At 67.5% G+C, this 21,865-nt stretch carries 17 protein-coding genes; 11 read left to right on the top strand and 6 right to left on the bottom strand.

Annotated elements, in window-relative coordinates; translation table 11 throughout:
* The first annotated feature begins 198 nt into the window (after window positions 1-198).
* The 3 genes from sucC to NSQ78_RS17045 all read left to right on the top strand — a co-directional run bounded on the left by sucC (window position 199) and on the right by NSQ78_RS17045 (window position 4,083).
* Entirely contained in the window at window positions 199-1,368 is a 1,170-nt protein-coding gene (gene sucC / locus NSQ78_RS17055) for an ADP-forming succinate--CoA ligase subunit beta (protein WP_005418614.1), read from the top strand.
* A 24-nt stretch (window positions 1,369-1,392) separates the two neighbouring features.
* Window positions 1,393-2,268, top strand: a complete 876-nt coding sequence (sucD, locus tag NSQ78_RS17050; protein WP_005418610.1) for a succinate--CoA ligase subunit alpha — start codon at window positions 1,393-1,395, stop codon at window positions 2,266-2,268.
* A gap of 180 nt (window positions 2,269-2,448) precedes the next feature.
* On the top strand, window positions 2,449-4,083 hold the full coding sequence (locus NSQ78_RS17045) for an NAD+ synthase (RefSeq protein ID WP_064239074.1): 1,635 nt from the start codon (window positions 2,449-2,451) through the stop codon (window positions 4,081-4,083).
* A gap of 486 nt (window positions 4,084-4,569) precedes the next feature.
* Here the strand turns inward: NSQ78_RS17045 and NSQ78_RS17040 are convergent, their stop codons facing one another.
* A complete protein-coding gene (locus NSQ78_RS17040; RefSeq protein ID WP_064239073.1) occupies window positions 4,570-5,772 on the bottom strand; it encodes a lipase family protein in 1,203 nt (400 codons plus the stop codon).
* Between the two features lie 171 nt (window positions 5,773-5,943).
* Window positions 5,944-6,831, bottom strand: a complete 888-nt coding sequence (locus NSQ78_RS17035; protein ID WP_032960726.1) for an outer membrane protein assembly factor BamD — start codon at window positions 6,829-6,831, stop codon at window positions 5,944-5,946.
* Between the two features lie 113 nt (window positions 6,832-6,944).
* Here NSQ78_RS17035 and rluD point away from each other — a divergent pair, with 113 nt between their 5' ends.
* The 4 genes from rluD to NSQ78_RS17015 are packed head-to-tail and all read left to right on the top strand — an operon-like array spanning window position 6,945 to window position 9,643.
* Window positions 6,945-7,934: a 23S rRNA pseudouridine(1911/1915/1917) synthase RluD gene (gene rluD, locus NSQ78_RS17030; RefSeq protein WP_053461185.1), complete on the top strand. Its 990-nt coding sequence runs from the start codon at window positions 6,945-6,947 to the stop codon at window positions 7,932-7,934.
* A complete protein-coding gene (gene pgeF / locus NSQ78_RS17025) occupies window positions 7,934-8,704 on the top strand; it encodes a peptidoglycan editing factor PgeF (RefSeq protein ID WP_049437910.1) in 771 nt (256 codons plus the stop codon). The genes rluD and pgeF overlap by 1 nt, the downstream gene beginning before the upstream one ends.
* A 20-nt stretch (window positions 8,705-8,724) precedes the next feature.
* Window positions 8,725-9,231, top strand: coding sequence for a DUF4166 domain-containing protein (locus NSQ78_RS17020; RefSeq protein WP_064239072.1), 507 nt, complete (start codon window positions 8,725-8,727; stop codon window positions 9,229-9,231).
* Window positions 9,206-9,643: a thiol-disulfide oxidoreductase DCC family protein gene (locus NSQ78_RS17015; RefSeq protein WP_053461182.1), complete on the top strand. Its 438-nt coding sequence runs from the start codon at window positions 9,206-9,208 to the stop codon at window positions 9,641-9,643. Before NSQ78_RS17020 ends, NSQ78_RS17015 begins: the two co-directional genes overlap by 26 nt.
* 71 nt (window positions 9,644-9,714) lie before the next feature.
* Here the strand turns inward: NSQ78_RS17015 and otsA are convergent, their stop codons facing one another.
* The 4 genes from otsA to NSQ78_RS16995 form a co-directional block, all read right to left on the bottom strand.
* Window positions 9,715-11,079: an alpha,alpha-trehalose-phosphate synthase (UDP-forming) gene (otsA, locus tag NSQ78_RS17010; protein ID WP_049467583.1), complete on the bottom strand. Its 1,365-nt coding sequence runs from the start codon at window positions 11,077-11,079 to the stop codon at window positions 9,715-9,717.
* Entirely contained in the window at window positions 11,076-12,857 is a 1,782-nt protein-coding gene (locus NSQ78_RS17005; protein WP_049467587.1) for a glycoside hydrolase family 15 protein, read from the bottom strand. The genes otsA and NSQ78_RS17005 overlap by 4 nt, the downstream gene beginning before the upstream one ends.
* Window positions 12,858-12,898: 41 nt before the next feature.
* Window positions 12,899-13,657 carry a trehalose-phosphatase gene (gene otsB / locus NSQ78_RS17000; RefSeq protein WP_049467582.1) on the bottom strand — a complete coding sequence of 253 codons (759 nt, stop codon included), beginning with the start codon at window positions 13,655-13,657 and terminating at the stop codon, window positions 12,899-12,901.
* Between the two features lie 130 nt (window positions 13,658-13,787).
* Window positions 13,788-16,223, bottom strand: coding sequence for a TonB-dependent receptor (locus NSQ78_RS16995; protein ID WP_149901975.1), 2,436 nt, complete (start codon window positions 16,221-16,223; stop codon window positions 13,788-13,790).
* Window positions 16,224-16,438: 215 nt separating this feature from the next.
* Between NSQ78_RS16995 and NSQ78_RS16990 the strand changes: the two genes are divergently transcribed.
* From NSQ78_RS16990 to NSQ78_RS16975, 4 genes are all read left to right on the top strand, one after another.
* A complete protein-coding gene (locus tag NSQ78_RS16990) occupies window positions 16,439-16,921 on the top strand; it encodes a DUF3574 domain-containing protein (protein WP_053461179.1) in 483 nt (160 codons plus the stop codon).
* Window positions 16,922-16,957: 36 nt separating this feature from the next.
* The gene (locus tag NSQ78_RS16985) at window positions 16,958-17,815 is read left to right on the top strand and encodes an SH3 domain-containing protein (RefSeq protein WP_064239681.1); all 858 of its coding nucleotides are present in this window, start codon (window positions 16,958-16,960) and stop codon (window positions 17,813-17,815) included.
* Between the two features lie 108 nt (window positions 17,816-17,923).
* Window positions 17,924-19,642: a thiamine pyrophosphate-dependent enzyme gene (locus NSQ78_RS16980; protein WP_064239070.1), complete on the top strand. Its 1,719-nt coding sequence runs from the start codon at window positions 17,924-17,926 to the stop codon at window positions 19,640-19,642.
* 556 nt (window positions 19,643-20,198) lie between these two features.
* Window positions 20,199-21,803 carry a hypothetical protein gene (locus NSQ78_RS16975; RefSeq protein WP_057494715.1) on the top strand — a complete coding sequence of 535 codons (1,605 nt, stop codon included), beginning with the start codon at window positions 20,199-20,201 and terminating at the stop codon, window positions 21,801-21,803.
* The last annotated feature ends 62 nt before the right edge of the window (window positions 21,804-21,865 follow it).

The raw sequence follows: 21,865 nt of genomic DNA, 5'->3' as shown, positions 1-21,865 counted from the left end.
TACCGGTAGCCAGCGTGCGCCCGGGCGCAACTGCCTGAATGACGGCGGAAATCTGGCCGGGTGTGGCGTTTTGTACAGACTTCTTTGCGCCCCGGCGCCGGCTCGGCCACAATAGTGGGCCCGCCGCGGTCCGTGCCGGTGCCTCTTCCAGGGGCCCTGAGGAATTGCGTGCGGTCGTTCCTATTCCCACGGTGACGCATGAATTTCCACGAATACCAGGCAAAACAACTGCTTGCCGAATACGGCATCCCGGTCCCGGCCGGCAAGGTCGCGGCGACCCCGGACGAGGCGGTTGAAGTCGCCCAGTCGCTGGGCCAGGGCCCCTGGATGGTCAAGGCGCAGATCCACGCTGGCGGCCGCGGCAAGGCTGGCGGCGTCAAGTTCTGCAAGACCGTCGACGACGTGAAGGCCGCAGCCGCCAAGATGCTCGGCACCAAGATGGCCACCTACCAGACCGCCGGCGTCGAGCTGCCGATCAACCTGGTGCTGGTGACCACCGCCGGTGAGATCGTCAAGGAGCTGTACCTGTCGGTCCTGGTGGATCGCGGCACCCGCACCATCAGCTACATCGCCTCTTCCGAAGGCGGCATGGAAATCGAGCAGGTCGCTGCCGAGACCCCGGACAAGATCCACACCCTGAACGTGGACTTCGTCGAGGGCGTGCAGGGTTACCACGGCCGTGACATCGGCTTCAAGATGGGCCTGACCGCCAAGCAGGCCGGCCAGTTCGCCAACATCATGGTGAACCTGTACCGCATCTTCAACGAAAAGGACCTGGCGCTGGTTGAGATCAACCCGCTGGCGATCCTGGACGATGGCAACCTGTACGCGCTGGACGGCAAGTTCAACAGCGACGACAACGCCAACTTCCGCCACAAGGAACTGGTCGCCATGCGCGACAAGTCCCAGGAAGATGAAACCGAAGTGACCGCTTCGGAGCTGGACATCAACTACGTCACCATGGACGGCAACATCGGCTGCATGGTGAACGGCGCCGGCCTGGCCATGGCCACCATGGACGTCATCAAGCTCAACGGCGGCGAGCCGGCGAACTTCCTGGACGTGGGCGGCGGTGCCAACAAGCAGCGCGTCATCGAAGCGTTCAAGCTGATCCTGTCCTCCGACAAGGTCGAAGGCATCTTCGTCAACATCTTCGGCGGCATCGTCCGCTGCGACATGATCGCCGAAGGCATCATCGCCGCCGTGAAGGAAGTGGGCGTCAAGGTTCCGGTCGTGGTGCGCCTGGAAGGCACCAACGTGGAAGAAGGCAAGCAGCTGCTGCGTGACAGCGGCATGGCCATCATCCCGGCTGACAACATCAACGACGGCGCCAAGAAGGTCGTTGAAGCGGTCAAGAACGCCGCCTGATCCACGACACCGAAGGAAATTCCCATGTCTGTTTTGATTAACAAGAACACCAAGGTGATCGTGCAGGGCTTCACCGGCCAGCAGGGCACCTTCCACGCCACTCAGATGATCGAGTACGGCACCCAGGTTGTTGGCGGCGTGACCCCGGGCAAGGGTGGCACCACCCACATCGACCTGCCGGTCTTCAACACCGTTGCCGACGCCGTGCAGAGCACCGGCGCCAACGCGTCGGTCATCTACGTGCCGCCGCCGTTCGCGGCCGACGCGATCCTGGAAGCCGCGGCTGCCGGCATCAAGGTCATCGTCTGCATCACCGAAGGCATCCCGGTGCTGGACATGCTGCGCGTCAAGAACGTGCTGACCCGCTCCTACCCGGACACCGTGCTGATCGGGCCGAACTGCCCGGGCGTCATCACTCCGGGCGAGTGCAAGATCGGCATCATGCCGGGCCACATCCACAAGCCGGGCAAGATCGGCATCGTGTCGCGCTCGGGCACCCTGACCTATGAAGCGGTCAAGCAGACCACCGAAGTCGGCCTGGGCCAGTCCACCTGCATCGGCATCGGCGGTGACCCGATCAACGGCTTGAACTTCGTCGACTGCCTGAAGCTGTTCAACGAAGATCCGCAGACCGAAGGCATCATCATGGTCGGCGAAATCGGCGGTGACGCCGAAGAGGCCGGCGCCGAGTACATCAAGAACCACGTGAAGAAGCCGGTCGTCGGTTTCATCGCGGGTGCGTCGGCTCCGGCCGGCAAGCGCATGGGCCACGCGGGTGCGATCGCCTCGGGCGGCAAGGGCACTGCGGAAGGCAAGTTCGCCGCGATGGAAGCCGCGGGCGTTGTCACCGTCCGTTCGCCGGGCGACCTGGGCGCTGCCATCGCCAAGCTGGTGAAATAAGATCGACTGCCTCCGGCAGACGACGCTGTAGCGCCGGCCGCTGGCCGGCTGCTTGAAACAGAAAGGCCGCCTCCGGGCGGCCTTTCTGCGTCTGGCGTGGGGTCAGATCCCTTTTGCTGTGCAAAAGGGATCTGACCCCGGCGTTACAATGGCGGCATTGCAACCACAGGCTGGAATCCCATGGCTTCGATCCGTATCGCGATGGCGCAGTTCGACTTCCCGGTTGGCGATGTCGCCGGCAACACCGAGCGCATCATCGAGATGATCGGCCAGGCGCGCGACGAGTACGGCGCCGAGCTGGTGATGTTCCCCGAGCTGGCGGTGAGCGGTTATCCGCCGGAAGACCTGCTGCTGCGCCCGGGCTTCCTGTACGAGTGCGAGCAGGCAATGACCCGCATCGCCGCCGCCTGCCGTGGCATCACCGCCGTGGTTGGCTGGCCACAGGCGGCTGGCGCGGTGGTCTACAACGCCGCCAGCGTGCTGCGTGATGGCCTGGTGGAGCAGACCTATCGCAAGCGCGAACTCCCCAACTACGCCGTGTTCGACGAACGCCGCTACTTCGACGTCGATCCGGATGGCGGCAGCTGCGTGTTCGAGGTCAACGGTATTCCGGTCGGGCTGCTGATCTGCGAGGACCTGTGGTTTGCCGAACCGCTGGCCGACACCGTGCGCGCCGGTGCGCAGCTGGTCGTGGTGCCCAATGCTTCGCCGTACGAGCGTGGCAAGCACGCCCAGCGTGATGCTGTGCTGGCCGCACGAACCCGCGAGAGCGGGGCGGCGATCGCCTATCTCAACGTGGTCGGTGGCCAGGACGCGCTGGTGTTCGATGGCGCCTCGGTGGTGGCCGACGGTGATGGCACGGTGCACCCGGCCGCCGCCGCTTTCGTCGACCAGTGGCTGGTGGTGGAGTACGACGGCGACAGCCGCCGCTTCATGCCGCACGTGTGGATGGACGACGGCGACGAAAGCATGGACGCGCTGGCCTGGCGCGCGGTGACGCGCGGCATCCAGGATTACTGCCGCAAGAACGGCTTCAAGAAGGTGTGGCTGGGCCTGTCCGGTGGCATCGACTCGGCCCTGGTGCTGGCATTGGCCGTGGATGCGATGGGCGCGGAGAACGTGACCGCCGTGCGCCTGCCGTCGCGCTACACCGCCGGCCTGTCCAACGACCTGGCCGCCGAGCAGTGCCGGGCGCTGGGGGTGAAGCTTGAGGCCGTGTCGATCGAGCCGGCGTTCAAGGGCCTGATGGAATCGCTGGCGCCGATGTTCGAAGGCAGCGCGCCGGACGTGACTGAAGAGAACCTGCAATCGCGCAGCCGCGGCGTGATCCTGATGGCGCTGGCCAACAAGTTCGGCGGCCTGCTGCTGACCACCGGCAACAAGAGTGAGTACGCGGTCGGCTACGCCACCATCTACGGTGACATGTGCGGTGGCTATGCGCCGCTGAAGGACCTGTACAAGACCGAAGTGTTCGGCCTGTCCAAGTGGCGCAATACCGTGGGCGGCGCACCGGTGATTCCACCGGCGGTGATCAGCCGCCCGCCATCGGCCGAGCTGCGCGAGAACCAGCTGGACCAGGACTCGCTGCCGGCCTACGACGTGCTGGACGGCATCCTGTACCGCTACATCGACCAGGAGCAGTCGCGCACGGAGATCGTGGGCGCCGGCTACGACGCGGCCGTGGTCGATCGCGTGCTGCGCCTGGTGCGCATCAGCGAGTGGAAGCGGCACCAGGCCGCGCCGGGGCCGAAGGTCTCGCGCCGGGCGTTCGGCCGCGAGCGTCGCTACCCGATCAGCAACGGCTACAAGGGCTGAGGTAGCCGTCGACAGGTAGTGCCGGCCGCTGGCCGGCAGCTCGTATCGCGCGCATCCACGCATGGCGTGGATCTACCGTGTTCGGTAGTGCCGGCCGCTGGCCGGCAGCCCGTATCCCGCGCATCCACGCATGGCGTGGATCTACCGCGCTCGGTAGTGCCGGCCGCTGGCCGGCAGCCCGTATCGCGCGCATCCACGCATGGCGTGGATCTACCGCGGTCGGTAGTGCCGGCCGCTGGCCGGCAGCCCGTATCGCGCGCATCCACGCATGGCGTGGATCTACCGCGGTCGGTAGTGCCGGCCGCTGGCCGGCAGCCCGTATCGCGCGCATCCACGCATGGCGTGGATCTACCGTGCTCGGTAGTGCCGGCCGCTGGCCGGCAACCTGTATCCCGCGCATCCACGCATGGCGTGGATCTACCGCGGTCGGTAGTGCCGGCCGCTGGCCGGCAACGTCCTGGATCGCGTATCCGGCATGGCGTGAATCTACCGGGCTTCGTCGAGCATCTGTTCGAGGCCTGCGATCTCCGCAGCGTCGTTGAAGGCGTCGTCCTCCAGTCGCGCACGCACGAACGCCAGGCCATCGGCCGCCGCTGCGTCCAGCGTGCCGCGGTGGTCGACCGGATAGCGCCGGAACGCGACCGGCTCGCCGCGCAGGGCCAGGCCTGCGGCATACAGCAGGGTCGTCAGATAGGGGACATCGCGGTCCTCGCTGCCATGGGCCAGCATCAGCGGCTGGCTGAAGCCGCGGCGCGGCACGCCCAGGTAGTCATGCAGCATCGTCCAGATGCCCGGCACGCCGGTCAGCGGTGCAGTGAACATGCTGCCGGTATCCATGCCGTCGAGCGTGCTGGCCAGATCACCCAGGCACTGCTCGCGTGCCAGTGCAATGCGGGCGCGCCCGGCATCGCTCAGTACCCGGTCGACCTGCGGCGCAACCTGCAGCAGGCCGTCGAGCAGGTACGCGTGATACGCGTTGAGCGCGCCGGGATTGGCAGTGCGGTTGTCGGGTTTCATCACCAGCGCGGTCAGTTCGACGGCGGTCGGCGTTCCGGCGGTGAAACTGCCGCGGTACCGCAGTGAGGGCCCGCCATGGGAAGCCGCCAGGTGCCCGGCGACCAGCGCGGCTGCGCCCCCCTGCGAATAGCCTACCGAGACCCAGCGCGGCGACAACGCTGCTGCGCCCAGGTACTGCCGGCTCGCCTTGACCATGTCGATGGTGTTGCGCGCCGCGGTACGCACGTGCAGGTAGGCATGGCGGCCTGGACTGCCCAGGCCCTGGTAGTCGGCGGCGGCGACGGCATAGCCCCGGGCCAGGAACACGTCCAGGAAGCGCCCGTCGCGTTCGGCATGGGTGGGGCCGGAGACCGAGGGCGCACAACGGTCCGCAATGCCCTGGGTGCCATGCGCCCACGACACCACCGGCCAACCGCCGATGGGCGGCGTGCCGGCGGGCAGGTACAGCAGGCCGGTGCCTTCGGCCAGCGCGCCGTGGTGATCCGGGGTGCGGTAGTGCAGCTTGTACGCCTGGGCGGCCCTGGACGGCACCCAGGGCGCGCGATAGGGCGCGGCAGACAGCAGATCGCCCGGTGCGCCCCGCGCGAAGGCCGCGGGCGCCAGGGTCAGCGCCAGCAGGGCGCTGGCGAGAAGACAGGACAGGAAACGGAAACTACAGGGCCGTGTCGGCATGGGGCGCTCCGTGATGGCCGGTGTGGCCGCAGCGCCGCAGTGTGGACACCCACGCCCGGGCAGGATGCGACCGCCGTCGCAACCGCCGGGGATTCGTAGCATTCCGAGTGTCGTGGTCCACGCATGGCGTGGATCGACCGACAAAGAAAAGGCCCCTTCCGGGGCCCTCTCTTACTTCTTTTCCAGTCGCGCGTTGCGCTGGCCGGTGCTGGCGGACTTCTCGCCGGCGAACGGGTTCAGCTTGCGGATCATCCACGGGTACTTCGGCCACTTGCCTTCCAGCCACGGGTGGTCCGGCTGGTTCAGCTGCAGGACGCGGCGGGCGTCGTCGGCCAGGGTCTTGTTGCCCAGGTGGGTGTAGGAATCGGCCAGCACGGCCACGGCGTCGTACTGGAAGGCGCTCTGCGGGTAGGTTTCCAGCAGGTAGTTGGCGCGGCCCACGGCCGAGACCCAGGCGCCGCGGCGCATGTAGTACAGGGCGTTGTCCAGCTCGTGCTGGGCAAACACGTCACGCAGCTCCAGCATGCGCTGGCGCGCATCGGCGGCATAGCGGCTGTTCGGGTAGCGATCAACCACGATGTTGAAGTCCGAGTACGCCTGGTGCGGCGTGGACAGGTCGCGGCGGCTGGCATCCAGTGACCATACGCGGCGCAGGAAAACCGTACTGCGATTGGAGTTGGCCAGGCCGCGCAGGTAGTACAGGTACGCAATGTTGCGGTGCGTCGGGTAGGTCCGGATGAAGCGGTCGATGCTGGACACGGCGTCATCGTGCTTGCCGGCCTTGTACTGGGCGTAGGCGGTTTCGATCATCGCCTGCTCGGTGTACGGGCCGTAGGGATACTGGGCCACCAGGCGACGGAAGCTGGCTTCGGCGCCGCTCCAGTTGCCGCCCTGCATCAGCTTGTGGCTTTTCTCGTACAGCTGTTCGACCGGCACGCCTTCGTCGGGGCGATCACCCTTCTTGGCGCCGCGGTGGCAGCCGGTTGCGGCGATGACCAGCACCAGCAGCAGGGCGGTGAGGCGGACGGGCGCGGAGAGCATGGCGGAGCGTCGGATCATGGGGTCGAGGCGGGACGCGGCTGGAATACGAAGGGTCGATGATAGCCTAGTGTCCTGTCCAGCGACTGAAACCGGCCGCCGGGACCCCAAAATTTCAAAGAATGCCCCCTGCCATGTCTGAACAACCCTCTGAATCGGCCCGCCAGGCCATCGTCCCCGACACCGCCGCCGGCCGCCGTTTCGACGCGGTCGTGGCCGAACTGTTCCCCGAATACTCGCGTTCGCGGCTGACCGAGTGGATCAAGGCCGGTGAGGTCCTGCTGGACGGTGCCCAGGTGCGCCCGCGCGATCCGCTGCGCGGCGGCGAGGTCGTGACCCTCAATGTGGTGCTGGAAACCCAGACCGACGCGCTGCCGGAGGACATCCCGCTGGACGTGCTGTTCGAGGACGAGCACGTGCTGGTGATCAACAAGCCGGTCGGCCTGGTGGTCCATCCGGGTGCCGGCAACCACAGCGGCACCCTGGTCAACGCGCTGCTGTTCCGCGACCCGTCGGTGGCGGTGCTGCCGCGCGCCGGCATCGTGCACCGCCTGGACAAGGACACCAGCGGCGTGATGGTGGTGGCCAAGACCCTGGAAGCGCAGACCGCGCTGGTCGAGCAGCTGGCGGCACGTGACGTGCACCGCCAGTACCTGGCCATCGTGATGGGCGCGCTGGTGGCCGGTGGTACTGCCGATGCCCCGATCGACCGCCACCCGCGTGATCGCTTGAAGATGGCGGTGCGCGAGGACGGCAAGGAAGCGGTGACCCATTACCGCCTGCGCGAGCGCTTCCGGGCACACACCGCGCTGGAGTGTCGCCTGGAAACCGGCCGTACCCACCAGATCCGCGTGCACATGGCACACGTGCGCCATCCGATCATCGGCGACCCGCTGTACGGCGGCGCGCTGAAGCTGCCCAAGGGCGCCAGCGACGAACTGGTCGCCGCGCTGCGCGGCTTCAAGCGCCAGGCACTGCACGCCGAGACCCTGGAGTTCACGCACCCGATCACCGGTGAGCCGGTGCGCAATACCGCGCCGGTGCCGGAGGACATGCTGCACCTGATGAAGGTGCTGCGCGAAGACAGCGAAGCCTTCGCCGCCCGCGAGCGGGACCGCTGGTGATGGCAGCCGCGCTGCCGTTGCTGCAGGCCGACTGGCCGGCGCCCGCAGGCGTCCATGCGCTGACCACGCGCCGGCACGGCGCGGGCATCTCGCCGGCGCCGTTCGCGCAGTTCAACCTGGGCAACCGGCACGCGGCCGATGGGGATACCCCGGCCAACGTGGAGCACAACCGCCAGCTGCTGCAACAGGGACTGGCACTGCCGTCGGCACCGCACTGGCTGCGCCAGGTGCACAGCAGCACCGTGCTGCGCTTCGATGCACCGCCGGTGCCCGGCGCGAGCGAGCCGGTGGCCGACGCGGCGGTAACCTCGGTGCCGGGCGTGGTGCTGGCGATCCTGACCGCCGACTGCCTGCCGGTGGTGTTTGCCGCCGCCGATGGCAGCGAGGTGGGCGCGGCCCATGCCGGCTGGCGGGGGCTGGCCGACGGCATGCTGGAGGCCACGGTGGCCGCCCTGCAGACGCCGCCGGCGCAGCTGCGGGCCTGGCTGGGCCCGGCCGCCGGGCCGGCCGACTATGAGATCGGCGAGGAGGTCTATCACGCCTTCGTCGGCCATGATCCGGCCGCCGAGGCGGCGTTCGTGGCCACCCGCGCAGGCCACTGGAAGGTGGACCTGTTCGCGCTGGCGCGGCAGCGCCTGCAGTCTGCGGGGATGGACCCGGCACAGGTGTATGGCGGCACGGTGTCGACCATGGCCGATCCGGACCTGTATTCGCACCGGCGCGACCGTCGTACCGGGCGCATGGCGACCCTGGCCTGGATCGCGCCCTGACCACGCCGCTGTTCGCGCGCGTGCTGGGGCCGGCCTTCGCCACCCTGGCAGGGCCGGTGCAGGCGCTGCATGCCGCGCCGTTGCCCTGCCGCTACGTGGGACAGGCGCGCATCGTGAGGGGGCGGCACTGGCTGGTGCCGCTGCTGGCTGCGTTGGCGCGGTTGCCACAGGACGGTGACGCGCTGCCCACCGAGGTGGCGTTCAACCACTACCGGCAGGGCGAGCAGTGGGCGCGACGGTTCGGCCGCTGGCCGATGGTGTCGCGGCTGTGGGCGCATGAGGGGCATCTGCGCGAGCAGCTGGGCGCGGTGCGTTTCGAGTTCGCGCTGCAGGCCCGCGAAGGTGGCATCGACTGGTCGGTGCGGCGGGTCTGGGCGTTCGGGCTGCTGCCGCTGCCGGCACGGTGGTTTGCGGGCGTGCAGTGTCGGGAGGCCGGGGAGGGCGAGCGTTACACTTTCCGGGTTGATGTCACGTTGCCCTGGGTGGGAGCCCTGATCCGTTATGAAGGCTGGCTCGAACCGCAGTGAGGCCGCCGCCGGGGCAGGCAACCCGGTGATCGTGTTTGATGGCGTATGCGCCCTGTGCAATCGCTGGGTGCGCTTCCTGCTGCGTTTCGACCGCAAGCAACGTTATCGCTTTGCAGCGATGCAGGGCGAGCGGGGCAGTGCGCTGCTGCGCGCGCACGGGCTGGACCCGCAGGACCCGGCGTCGTTCCTGCTGCTGGACGCGCAGGGCGCGTGGACCGATACCGATGCGATCCTGCGTGTACTGGCCGGGCTGGGCGGTGCATGGCGCCTGAGCGGCGTAATGCGGATGGTGCCGCGTCGCTGGCGCGATGCAGCCTATCGCGCGCTCGCACGGAACCGCTATCGCTGGTTCGGCCGGCATGACGCCTGCCACCTGCCTGCACCGGAGCAGGCCGCGCGATTCCTGGATTGAAGAAAAGGGGACGGAGGGGATTAAGTCGTTTGTGCATAAACGACTTAATCCCCTCCGTCCCCTTTTTTCCTTCAGCCTTCCAGCGCGTCCAGGTAGCTGCGGCGCCAGTGGTTGATGTCGTAGGTGCGCAGGTGTTCCATCATGGCGTGCCAGCGCTCCTTGCGCTTGCGCAGCGACATCGTCGCCGCGGTGGCGATGGCGTCGGCAACGCCATCCAGGTCGTGCGGGTTCACCAGCAGTGCCTGCTTGAGTTCGTCGGCGGCGCCGGCCAGCAGCGACAGCACCAGCACGCCGGGATCCTCCGGGTCCTGCGAGGCGACGTATTCCTTGGCCACCAGGTTCATGCCATCGCGCAACGGCGTAACCAGGCCGACCGCCGCCGCCCGGTAGAAGCCGGTGAGGGTGGCATGGGTGAAGTTCTGGTTGACGTAGCGCAGCGGTGTCCAGTCAGGTTCGGCGTGGCCACCGTTGATGTGCCCGGCGATCTGTTCCAGCTGGCTGCGCAGCTGCCGGTACTCGGTGACATCGCCGCGCGAGACCGGGGCGATCTGCAGGTAGGTCAGCGAGCCGCGCTGGTCCGGATGGCGCTCAAGATACCGTTCGAAGCCGAGGAAGCGCTCGGGCAGGCCCTTGGAATAATCCAGGCGGTCGACGCCGATCGCCAGCTGGCGGTCACGCAGGCTGTTGCGCAGGTTCTTCACCGCGGTCTTGGTCGCGGCGGTGCCGGCCTGGCGCGCGATCAGCTCGGTGTCGATGCCGATCGGGAACGCCGCTGCGCGGAAACGGCGCCCGCCCGGCGCTTCCAGCGTGCCGTTGTCGAGCACGCGACCGCCGCCGAACAGGCGCAGGTAGGTCTGGAAGCGATCGGCATCGCGCTGGGTCTGGAAGCCCACCAGGTCATACGCGTAGAGCGCGGAGAACAACCGCAGGTGATCGGGCATCGCCTGCAGCAGGTCGGCCGAGGGCATCGGGATATGCAGGAAAAAGCCGATGCGGCAGCCGATGCCGCGCTCGCGCAGCAGTGCACCGAGCGGGATCAGGTGGTAGTCGTGGATCCAGACGATGTCGTCCTCGCGCAGCAAGGGCGCGAGCTTGTCGGCGAACAGCGCATTGACCTTGTGGTAGGTCTCGCGGGTGGCACGGTCGTAGTCGACCAGATCCAGGCGGAAGTGCAGCAGCGGCCACAGCGTGCGGTTGGCAAAGCCGTTGTAGTAGCCGTCCACCTCGCGCTTGCTCAGGTCCATGGTGACGTAGTCGATGTCACCGTCCTTCTGCCGGTGCAGCGTACCGCTGCCATCCTTTACCGTCTTGCCGCTCCAGCCGAACCACAGGCCGCCGCGTTCCTTCAGGGCGGCCAGCAGGCCGACAGCTAGGCCGCCGGCGCGGTTCTCGCCGGGTACGGCCACACGATTTGAAACCACGACCAGACGACTCACGATGCCTCCTGCCAGGACCGCGACAGGCGCATCGCGGCGGTGATCAGGCCGACGTGCGAATAGGTCTGCGGGAAATTGCCCCAGGCCTCGCCGCTGTCGAAGGCCAGATCCTCCGACAGCAGGCCCAGGTGGTTGCGCTGCTTCAGCAGCAGCTCGAACATCTCGCGCGCCTCGTCCATGCGCCCGATCGCCGCCAGCGCATCGATGTACCAGAACGTGCAGATGGTGAAGCTGGTCTCCGGCTCGCCGAAGTCATCCGGCGCGACATAGCGGTACAGCGAATTGCCATGCTTGAGGTCGCGGCCGATCGCATCGACGGTGGCGATGAAGCGGGCGTCCATCGCGTCGATGAAGCCGATGTCGGCCAGCAGCAGGAGCGAGGCGTCCAAGCGATGGCCGCCGAAGGTATCGGTGAAGTGGCCCAGTTCCTCATTCCAGGACTCAGCCATGATGCGCGCATGGATGGTGTCGGCGCGCTCGCGCCAATAGTGCGCACGGTCATCGCGCTTGAGGCGCACGGCGATCTTGCACAGGCGGTCGCAGGCGGCCCAGCACATCGCGCTGGTGTAGGTGTGCACCTCGGTGCGGCCACGGAACTCCCACAGGCCCGCATCGGGCACGTCATGCAGGGCGAAGGCCTGTTCGCCCAGCGGTTCGAGGCGGGCGAAGGTGTGTGCGTCGCCGGGATCCTGCAGGCGGCGGTCGAAGAACAGCTGCGTGGAGGCCAGCACCACGCTGCCGTAGACATCGTGCTGGCGCTGTACCCAGGCCAGGTTGCCACGGCGCACCGGGCCCATGCCGCGGTAGCCGGACAGGCTGGGAACCTCATCTTCGTCCAGCTTCGCTTCGAAGCCGATGCCATACAGCGGCTGCAGCGTGCCGTCGGTGGTGGCCAGGTTGAAGATGTAGCCGAGGAACTGTTCCATCGTGCGCGTCGCGCCGAGACGGTTCAACGCCCGCACCACGAAGGCCGCGTCGCGCAGCCAGCAGTAGCGGTAGTCCCAGTTGCGCACGCTGCCCGGCGCTTCCGGAATGGAGGTGGTCATCGCCGCGATGATCGCGCCGCTGTCTTCGTACTGGCACAGCTTCAGGGTGATCGCGCTGCGGATCACCGCGTCCTGCCATTCCAGCGGGATGGACAGGTAGCGCACCCATTCGCGCCAGTAGTCGCGGGTGCGCTGGAAGGCTTCCTGCACATAACCGCTGATCGAGCGGTTGAGCGACTCATCCACGCCCAGGATCAGGTGGATGGGATGGTTGAGCACGAACGGCAGGCCATCGCGCACGAAGCGCACCGGCACATCGGTGGTCAGCCGCAGCACGTGCTCGGGCAGGATCCAGCGCACATGGTTGCTGCCCCAGGTCGACTCCGGCACGCGTGCGCCCCAGTCAGCCAGCGGGCGCGCACGCACGGTGATGCGTGGGCTGCCGGCCAGCGGGCGCACCTGGCGGATCAGGCTGACCGGCCGGTAGAAGCGGTCGTTCTGCCGCCAGCGTGGGGCGAAGTCGAGGATTTCCAGCTCGCCGCCGTGCGCGTCGCGCAGGACGGTACGCAGGATCGCCGTGTTGGTGAGGTACTCCTGCTCGCTGCCGGCGAAGTCTTCCAGTTCGATGGCGAAGTCGCCGCCGGTCTGCTGGTTGGGGCCGAGCAGGGCGCAGAAGGTGGGGTCGCCGTCGAAGGTGGGCAGGCAGCTCCAGACGACGCGGGCATGTTTGTCGACCAAGGCGCCGAAGCTGCCGTTGCCGACCACGCCCAGATCAAGATCGGGTTGGGTCATCACGCGGTACATCTCGGTTGCGGCCGTGGGGGTTGGCCGGGTCAATAGGCATTCTCACGCAGCCAGGCGTGCACGCTGCGTATGTCGGGCAGCGCAAACACCGCCGCGCTGGGTTCACGTTCACCCACCAGCACGCTCCAGCCGTGCTGGACGTTGGCGGCGTCGAAGCCGAATTCATCGGTGAGGTCATCGCCGAGGAAGACCGGAAGACGGCCGCGGAAGGGCAGGTACTGCATCATCCGGCGCACGGCGCGCCCCTTGTCGCTGCCTACCGGAACGAATTCGACCACGTGGTCGCCCGGCTGCAGGCGGTAACCGGGCCGGCCGCGCACGTGGCGGTTGGCAAAGGTGCGCACGTCACTGGCCGCGTGCGGCGCGCCGCGCCAGTGCAGGGCCAGGCCGACGCCCTTGTCCTCCACCAGCACGCCGGGATGGCCGTGGGCGAAGCGCATCGCCTGCTGGTGCAGTGCGTGCAGCCATTCGGCGGTGTCGTCATCGTGTTCGTCGCGCAGCACGCGACCATCGTGGCCGCGCAACTCATGCCCATGCAGGCCGGCGGCAGGCAGCTGGAGGGGAGCGAACAGCTGGTCCAGCTGTTCAAGCGGTCGGCCACTGACCAGTGCCACGGCGCCTTCCAGGCGGTCACTGATGCGGCCGATGGCTTCACGCACATCCGGCAGGAGCTGCACGGCATCCGGTCGTGCAGCGAATTCGACGAGGGTGCCATCGACATCGAGAAACAACGCACAGGCGTCGTCCAGCAATGGCGGTGGCGGACGCAGGGGGAGCGATTCAGCCATGACGCCCAGCCTGCCAGCGCCGGCGTGTACGTGGGGTCGAGGACAGGCTACTGATCGGGGTAGTGCCGGCCGCTGGCCGGCACCCTGAGGTTGCCGGCCAGCGGCCGGCACTACCTACCAGACTGGCGAGTCAGAACGTATAGCGGACGCGGCCGTAGTAATACGCACCGTTGCTGCCGATCGGCGACAGCACGTCGTACGGCAGGTTGCCGAAGTAGTAGATGTCGTTGTTGGATCGATCCGGGTAGTTGTCGGTCAGGTTCTGGCCGCCGATGGCCACGCTCCAGCGCGGGGTGATGCGGTACTCCACTTCCGCATCCAGCTGCCACTCGGCCTGGTAGGTCTGGCGCGGGATGTAGCCATCGCCGAAATTGAACACGCGGGTGGCGCTGCCGTAGCGGTTCACGCGGGTGCTCAGCGACCAGTGGTCGTTGTTCCAGGCGGCCGAGAAGCTGCCACGCGTGCGCGGGGTGGCATCGGTCAGGGTGTTGGTTTCCTCGATGCCGAACAGTACGTAGTCCGGGTTCAGGGCGCGCAGCTGCGCCGGCGTGGCCAGTACATTCTTCAGCGTGGTCTTGGTGTAGGCGTAGGTGCCGGTCAGCAGCAGCTGGCCATCGCCCAGCGACTGCCGCCAGTTGCTTACCAGCTCGGCGCCACGGGTGCGGGTATCGGCGGCATTGACGAAGAAGCTGGCGCTCTGCAGTCCGCTGACGCCGTAGTTGGCGGCCACGTAATCAGTCAGTGCGTCACCGGTGATGCTCTCCGACAGCGCGATGCGGTCATCGATGTCGATCTGGAAGAAGTCCAGTGACAGGTCGAAGTGCTCGCCGATGCGGCTGGTGAAGCCCAGCGAGGTGTTGATCGACTTCTCCGGCTTCAGGTTCTGCGCACCCAAGCCACGCGCGATCGGATTGTTGACCGACAGCAGGCGGCCCTGCACCAGCTGGCCGCCGGCGTTGTAACCGGTGGAGGTGGATTCGTAGCCGATCTGCGCCAGCGACGGCGCGCGGAAGTTGTTGGAGATGGCACCGCGCAATGCGAACGCCGGGGTGAATTCGTAGCGCAGGCCGAGCTTGCCGGTCAGTTCGCCGCCAAAGTCGTCGTTGTGCTCGTAGCGGGCGGCCAGATCGCTGGAGAAGTGATCGCCGAACTGGCTGGACAGGCTGGCATAGGCGCTGGCCACGTCGCGCGCCAGGGTGGCGGCGTCCTGTGGGGTCAGGCCGCCACCGGCCTGCGAACCGGTCGGGCGGTCGGTGTACGGGCCGGCCGCATAGCTGGCCGGGTCGCCGGGGCGGGTCTGGTAGCGCTCATGGCGCGCTTCCACGCCCAGGCCCAGGGTGTGGCTGATGCTGTCGCTCTGGGTGAACACGCGGCTCAGATCGAGATTGCCCACCGTCTGTGCGTACTGGTAATCGGCAGTCTTGAAGCGGGTCGGGCTGGTCGGGCCCAGCGAGGCGTTGAGCGAATCGCGCAGGCGGTAGGTGAAGTCGTTCTGGCCGTAATCCAGGCTGCCGTCGTAGCTCCATTCGCCCCACTGCCCGCGCACGCCGGCCACGGCCTGCACGTCGCGGTTCTCGCCTTCGGAAATGGGCCGGTAACCGTTCGGATAGACCTGCTTCCAGTTGGCCTCGCCATCGGGATAGCGGAAGTAGTTGGCGCCTTCGGTGTCACGCTGGTTGAAGGTACCGAACGCGTAGAACGTCGAGGTCTGTCCCACCGGGACCTCGGTGTTCAGCCACAGGTTGATGTCCTTGCTCTTGCCATCGCCCAGCACGTAGTTGCGCTTGCCCTGCAGCGCCAGGTTGTCCGGCGTCTGGTCCCACGGCGGAATCTGGTCGAAGCCGGCGCGGTTGGTGCCGTTGCGGTGCTTGTATTCCAGGCCGACGCGCAGGAAGCCGCCGTCCTCGCCCAGCGAGGTGCCGACCTTGGCGTTGATGTTGCCGGTCTGGCCGTCGGTGAGGGTGCGGCCGATCGGCTTGAGGTCGGTGTGGTTGGCACCGTAGCTGGCCTCGATCTCGCCACCGTCGCCGCCGTTGTCGAGGATCACATTGATCACGCCGGCCACGGCGTCCGATCCGTACAGCGCACCGGCACCATCGCGCAGCACTTCAATGCGCTTGATCGCGCTGACCGGGATCGAATTGAAATCGACCGGGGTGGTGCCCTTGCCGATCTTGCTGTCAGTGTTGACCAGTGCGGTGTGGTGGCGGCGCTTGCCGTTGACCAGCACCAGCACCTGGTCCGGCGACAGACCACGCAACTGCGCCGCGCGCACGTGGTCGGCGCCACCGGAGTTGGACTGGCGCGGGAAGTTGAACGACGGGAGCAGCGCCTGCAGCGCGCTGCCCAGTTCGCCGTTGACCACGCCGGCCTTGCGGATGTCCTCGGCGGTGAGCACATCCACCGGCGAGGTGGATTCGAGCACGGTGCGGTCTGCGGCACGGGTGCCGGTGACGATCACGGTGTCCAGGTTGGTGGCGTCCTGGGCCAGGGCCGGGGCGGCAGCGGAGGAAAGCGCGAGGGCGATGGCGAGGCCGAGCGGCGACGCGGGCAGGCGGGCGGACATGGGGGGCTCCAGCAACAACGACGACGGGGAAGGGGGAGATAGTTTCACTTAAATCCATCCGGATGAAGCGATATATTATCTTCGCGTGATGGCCGGTGCCGATGCAAGTCCCTGCCGGTCCGGCATGAGCTGAAGCCCGGTTGGCATCAGCACGCCGGGCCGGTGGCGCTGTACGCTGCCGGCTCGCCCTGTCCCCCTTCCCCGGAGCTGTACCGATGAAACACCTTGGCCTCGTCTTCGCCGTGCTGCTGGCCACCAGTGGCTGCGCCAGCCTGTCTTCGCAGGCGCCCAGCGCCTATGCCACGGCCACCACCGCCGAACTGAAGGGCGATGCTGCCCGCCCTTCCGCCGGCCATGGCTGGGTGCGCAGCGAGCTGTACTTCGGGGTGGGCGAGGAGCAGGGGGCCGGCAACCGCCCGCAGGCCGACACCATCAGCGACGCGCAGTGGCGCGCCTTCCTGGACAAGGAAGTAACGCCGCGCTTCCCGGACGGCCTGACCGTGTTTGATGCCTACGGCCAGTGGCTGTTCCGCGGCGATGCCGCGCCCAACCGCCTGCGCACCAAGGTGCTGGTGGTGCTGCACGAGGACACCCCGCAGCGCCGCGCCGACATCGAGGCGATCCGCCTGGCGTGGAAGCAGCAGACCCGGCATCAGTCGGTGCTGTGGTCGCGGCAGGCGGTCGAGGTATCGTTCTGAGTTGAAGGTGCCGCCGCGGTGCCGCAGGGAGCAATGATGAACTACAGGAAATGCCTGCTGGGCCTGGCATTGGCAGGCGTACTGGCACCGACGGCGCAGGCGGGTGGGGACGACGGAGAAACGCTGCGCTTCCAGGTGGCCGCGCATGTGCAGGCGCATGCCGATCCGCAGCAGGACGGCAGCATCGCGGTGCAGCTGTCACCCTCGGGCAAGCGCCAGACGCTGGCCGGCGCGGCCGATGCCGACGGCAATTCGCGCTGGTCGCTCGAAGATGTCGATTTCGATGGTTACCCGGAACTGGTCGCACGCGCTCCGGTAGGCATGGTCAACGAAGCGGTGGCGGTGTACCGGTTCGATCCGGCCGTTGAGGCATTCCGCGTGCTGCAGGCCGAGACCCACGGCAAGGACAGCTGCGGTGAGCTGATGGGGCTGACGGTCGACCGTCCGAGCCGCACGCTGACCAGCAGCTGCCGCAGCGGCCCGATGTGGTACACCGACCAGTATCGCTTCGCAGGCGCGACACTCCATCTGTACCGCGCCGAGCGCGTGCTGATGCTGGGCGATACGTTGAACGCCGCGCTGCAGTGGAACCAGACCGACGAGCAGGGCCCGTTGGCAGTCTGGCGCACCTATGATGCCGCCGGCCGCGTGCTGGAAAGTGCCATCGCCGATGGCCTGGGTGCTCCGCCGGATGGACCGTTGCGTGGTCGGCAGGCCGCGGTGGTGCCCGCGCGCCTGTTCCTGTTCGACCAACCCGGCGCATCCAGCACCAGGCGTTACCTGGTCCAGGGCGACCGCGTGGAGCTGCTGGATGAACGGGACGGCTGGGTGAAGCTGCGCTACCGCAACCCCAGACAGGGTGAGGTGGTGGGCTGGATCAACGTCAACGATTGACTCGATCTCCGCCGGTAGTTTGCCTATCGAGGTGATGTGCGCCTTGCCCACGGAGGCATCACTTCTTCGGGTCTAGCCTCGGATGTTCTCCCCTCGAGGATGTCTCCGATGAGCAAGCGCGTTGCCGAGATCGTTGTCGATACCCTGCAGCAGGCGGGCGTCCGCCGCTGTTATGGCATCGTCGGCGATACCTTGAATCACGTCACCGATGCCCTGCACCGCAGTGAAATCGACTGGGTACATGTACGCCACGAAGAAGTGGCCGCCTTCGCTGCCGGCGCCGATTCGCTGGTGAGCGGCGAGTTGACCGCCTGTGCGGGTTCCTGTGGTCCCGGTGGCCTGCACTTCATCAACGGCATCTTCGAGAGCAATCGCAACCGTGCACCGATGGTGCTGATCGCCAGCCAGGTGGTGACCAGTGAGCTGGGCACGGAATTTCCGCAGGAAGTGGATTTCAAGGCGGTCTATGGCAGCTGTACGGTGTTCTGCGAACAGGTGCACAGCCCGGAGCAGGCGCGGCGCGTCGTGGCCCTGGCCTGCCAGGCGGCGATCAGCCGCCGCGGCGTGGCGGTAGTGATCCTGCCGGCCGACATCAGCCAGGCTGAGGTGAAGCACGATGTGCCGTTCTCGGTGCACTACACCCAGCCGGTGTTGCGTCCGGCGGATGCCGAACTGCAGCGCATCGCCGAACTGCTGGGGCAGGGCAAGCGCATTGGCATCTACGCCGGTGCCGGTTGCCAGGGCGCACACGCGCAGCTGCTGGAACTGGCCCGGCGCCTGCAGGCGCCGGTTGCGCATACTTCGCGCGCCAAGGATTTCGTCGAGCCGGACAATCCGTACAACATGGGCATGACCGGCATCTTCGGCATCGAATCCGGCTTCCATACGCTGATGGCGTGCGACACGCTGCTGCTGCTCGGCGCCGACTTCGCCTGGGGCCAGTTCTATCCGGACAAGGCCACGATCATCCAGGTCGACCGTGATGGCAGCCACCTCGGCCGCCGCCACCCGGTGAACCTCGGCGTGGTCGGTGACATCGCACCGACCCTGGACGCGCTGCTGCCGATGCTGCCGCCGCGCGAGGACAGCAGCTTCCTGGACGAATGCATCGAGCGTCGCGACAAGGCACTGAAGACGCGCGAGCAGGAAGAACAACCGGGCGAGGGTGAACTGATCCACCCGCAGCACCTGACCGCCTTGCTGTCCAGGCACGCCAGCGATGATGCGCTGTTCACTGCTGACGGCGGCTCGCCGATGGTGTGGGTGCTGCGCCACATCCGCGTCAACGGCCGTCGCCGCACGCTGACCAGCCTGCTGCACGGCACGATGGCCAACGCGATGCCGCAGGCGCTGGGCCTGCAGAAGGCCTTCCCCGGGCGGCAGGTGATCTCGTTGTCCGGTGATGGTGGCCTGGCGATGCTGCTGGGTGACCTGCTCACGGCAGTGCAGGAGAACCTGCCGATCAAGGTGGTGGTGTTCAACAACGGCTCGCTGAACTTCGTCGAGCTGGAGCAGAAGGTGGAAGGCCTGCTGGACAACTACACCGACCTGAAGAACCCGGACTTCGGCCGCCTGGCCGAGGTGATCGGCTTCCACGGCCGCACGGTGACCCGCAGCGAGGATCTGGAAGAAGCGGTGCTGGATTTCCTGTCCCAGCGCGGCCCGGCGCTGCTGGACGTGCATACCAGCCGCGCCGAACTGGTGATGCCGCCGCAGATCGAGGCCAAGCAGGTGGCCGGTACGGCGCTGTATGCCGCCAAGGCGGTGTTGAATGGCCGCTTCGACGACGTGAAGCATCTGCTGGTGGACAACTTCCTGAAGAAGTAGGGCGAGGATGCAGGGCTGCGCCCTGCACCCGCGGTAGTGCCGGCCGTTGGCCGGCCACCTCGGAAGCAACGGCGGCCATTCTTGGGTAGGCGCCAACCTTGGTCGACACGGTAGATCCACGCCATGCGTGGATAGCGTGGAAATGATCGAATTGTTCTTGTACTGCCGGGCCATGCTCGGCTCAGAGGCGTCGCGTACAGCAGCCGAGCATGGGCCCGGCACTGCAGCGAGAGCCTGGCTTGGCTTTGGATCTTTTGATGTTCTTCCGTGGCTGGCACGCGCAGGAAACTGTCAGGGGCCGGTCGGGATGGGCTGCGCAGGACCGTTGGCGCCATGGATGGCGCCATCGAGCCCCCCAAGGACGGGTTTACGGCGCGTCCTGCGCTGCCCACCCCGACCGGCCCAACGCGCAATGCCAGTCGACTGACAGTCGACTCTACCCGCGACCAGCCACGCGGGGCCCGCCGTCCGCTGGAACCCATCATTCCACCGCGGAATTGGCGCCCGGGCCCTGCTGGGCCTACCATCGGCGCTCCCCACCCCCTCCGCCCCTTCCATGTCCGCTCCCGCTTCCGCCGCACCGCGTCGCTGGTTCGTCGCCGGCGACTTCAATGGCTTCTTCGGCCTGGTCGTCGACAACCTCTCCATCCTCGGCTTCATCGCCATGGCCCTGGTCGGGATCTTCCAGTTCCCCGCCGACGTGGTATTCGGCCGCATGTTCCCCGGCACGGCCTTCGGCGTGCTGGTCGGCAACCTGCTGTACACGCTGATGGCGCGTCGGCTGGCTGCGCGTACCGGCCGCGACGATGTCACCGCCATGCCGCTCGGCCTGGATGCCCCCACCAGCATCGGCATGGCCCTGCTGGTGCTCGGCCCGGCCTTCATCGCCTTCAAGCAGCAGGGCATGGATCCGCATGCCGCAGGCATCGCCACCTGGCAGCTGGGCATGGCCGCGCTGGTCATCATGGGCGTGCTCAAGTTCGTGCTGTCGTTCTTCGGCGAAGCAGTCACCCGCGCGCTGCCGCGTGCGGCGCTGCTGGGCTCCATTGCCGGCATTGCGCTGGTGCTGATGGGCCTGCTGCCGCTGCTGGAAACGCTGCGCTCGCCGCTGGTCGGCTTCACCACGCTGGGCCTGCTGCTGTATGTGCTGATCGCCAAGGGCAAGTTGCCGGTGCGTGGTCCGGGCGTGCTGCTGGCCTTCGTGTTCGGCACCGTGCTGTATTACGGCCTCGGCCTGGCCGGGCTGGGCGCGCCCGGCTTCCATGTGCCGGAGTGGGTGCCGCCGCAGGTGGTGCTGCCGCTGCCGACGCTGGGCTTCCTCGACGGCCTGCCCACCGCGATGACCTACCTGCCGCTGCTGCTGCCGTTCGGCCTGCTGATGGTGGTCGGTGGCATCAACGTCTCTGAAAGCGCGCGTGCGGCCGGTGATGACTATCGCACCCGCGACATTCTGCTGGTGGAAGCGGTGGCCACGCTGGTGGCCGGCATCTGCGGCGGCGTCGCGCAGACCACGCCGTACATCGGCCAGCCGGCGTACAAGCACATGGGCGCGCGCAGCGGCTACACGCTGCTGACCGGCCTGTTCGTCGGTATCGGCGGCATGCTCGGCGTCATCTCCGGGCTGGTGCAATGGCTGCCGCTGGCGGTGCTGGCGCCGATCATCGTGTACGTGGCCATCGACATCACCACCCAGGCCTTCCAGGCGACGCCGCGCCACCACACCGGCGCGATGGTGTTCGGTTTCCTGCCGTCGGTGGCTTACCTGCTGGCGATCAAGGCGCCCGGCTGGATCGCACCGGACCAGCTGCCGCAGCTGCTGACCAAGCTCGACGGCCACGGCCTGCCGGAACTGGCGGTGATCTTCACCCTGGGCAATGGCTTCATCATCACCTCGATGCTGTGGATCTCGGCCGTGGCGGCGATGGTCGATGGCCGCCTGCGCCGTGCCTGTGGCGTCCTGCTGGTGGCCGCCGGGCTGACCCTGTTCGGCCTGATCCACTCGGTGGATCCGCGCGGTGGCATCTACCTGCCATGGGACCTGGACGGCCTGGCGCGCATCATCAGCTGGCAGTTTGCCGGTGCCTATGTGGCGTTGGCACTGCTGCTGGGGTTGTTGTCGCTGCAGAAACAGCCGGTGCAGCCGCTGGGTGGGAACAGCTGACCCCCCGGTAGTGCCGGCCGCTGGCCGGCACCGTCGTGGGCTTCGGGCGAATGGTGCAGCTG

The sequence above is a fragment of the Stenotrophomonas sp. FSL W7-1447 genome (assembly GCF_037966425.1).
Taxonomy (GTDB): domain Bacteria; phylum Pseudomonadota; class Gammaproteobacteria; order Xanthomonadales; family Xanthomonadaceae; genus Stenotrophomonas; species Stenotrophomonas pavanii.
This window is presented reverse-complemented; position numbering and strand designations above follow the sequence as displayed.

Excerpts from the sequence above, each read along its gene's own strand:
- rluD (WP_053461185.1), top strand. The coding sequence starts at position 6,945 with ATGTCTGAACAACCCTCTGAATCGGCCCGCCAGGCCATCGTCCCCGAC.
- NSQ78_RS16985 (WP_064239681.1), top strand. The coding sequence starts at position 16,958 with ATGAACTACAGGAAATGCCTGCTGGGCCTGGCATTGGCAGGCGTACTG.
- otsB (WP_049467582.1), bottom strand. The coding sequence starts at position 13,657 with ATGGCTGAATCGCTCCCCCTGCGTCCGCCACCGCCATTGCTGGACGAC.
- NSQ78_RS17040 (WP_064239073.1), bottom strand. The coding sequence starts at position 5,772 with ATGCCGACACGGCCCTGTAGTTTCCGTTTCCTGTCCTGTCTTCTCGCC.
- NSQ78_RS17035 (WP_032960726.1), bottom strand. The coding sequence starts at position 6,831 with ATGATCCGACGCTCCGCCATGCTCTCCGCGCCCGTCCGCCTCACCGCC.
- NSQ78_RS16995 (WP_149901975.1), bottom strand. The coding sequence starts at position 16,223 with ATGTCCGCCCGCCTGCCCGCGTCGCCGCTCGGCCTCGCCATCGCCCTC.
- NSQ78_RS16980 (WP_064239070.1), top strand. The coding sequence starts at position 17,924 with ATGAGCAAGCGCGTTGCCGAGATCGTTGTCGATACCCTGCAGCAGGCG.
- NSQ78_RS17005 (WP_049467587.1), bottom strand. The coding sequence starts at position 12,857 with ATGACCCAACCCGATCTTGATCTGGGCGTGGTCGGCAACGGCAGCTTC.
- sucD (WP_005418610.1), top strand. The coding sequence starts at position 1,393 with ATGTCTGTTTTGATTAACAAGAACACCAAGGTGATCGTGCAGGGCTTC.
- NSQ78_RS16990 (WP_053461179.1), top strand. The coding sequence starts at position 16,439 with ATGAAACACCTTGGCCTCGTCTTCGCCGTGCTGCTGGCCACCAGTGGC.
- pgeF (WP_049437910.1), top strand. The coding sequence starts at position 7,934 with ATGGCAGCCGCGCTGCCGTTGCTGCAGGCCGACTGGCCGGCGCCCGCA.
- NSQ78_RS17045 (WP_064239074.1), top strand. The coding sequence starts at position 2,449 with ATGGCTTCGATCCGTATCGCGATGGCGCAGTTCGACTTCCCGGTTGGC.
- NSQ78_RS17015 (WP_053461182.1), top strand. The coding sequence starts at position 9,206 with ATGAAGGCTGGCTCGAACCGCAGTGAGGCCGCCGCCGGGGCAGGCAAC.
- NSQ78_RS16975 (WP_057494715.1), top strand. The coding sequence starts at position 20,199 with ATGTCCGCTCCCGCTTCCGCCGCACCGCGTCGCTGGTTCGTCGCCGGC.
- sucC (WP_005418614.1), top strand. The coding sequence starts at position 199 with ATGAATTTCCACGAATACCAGGCAAAACAACTGCTTGCCGAATACGGC.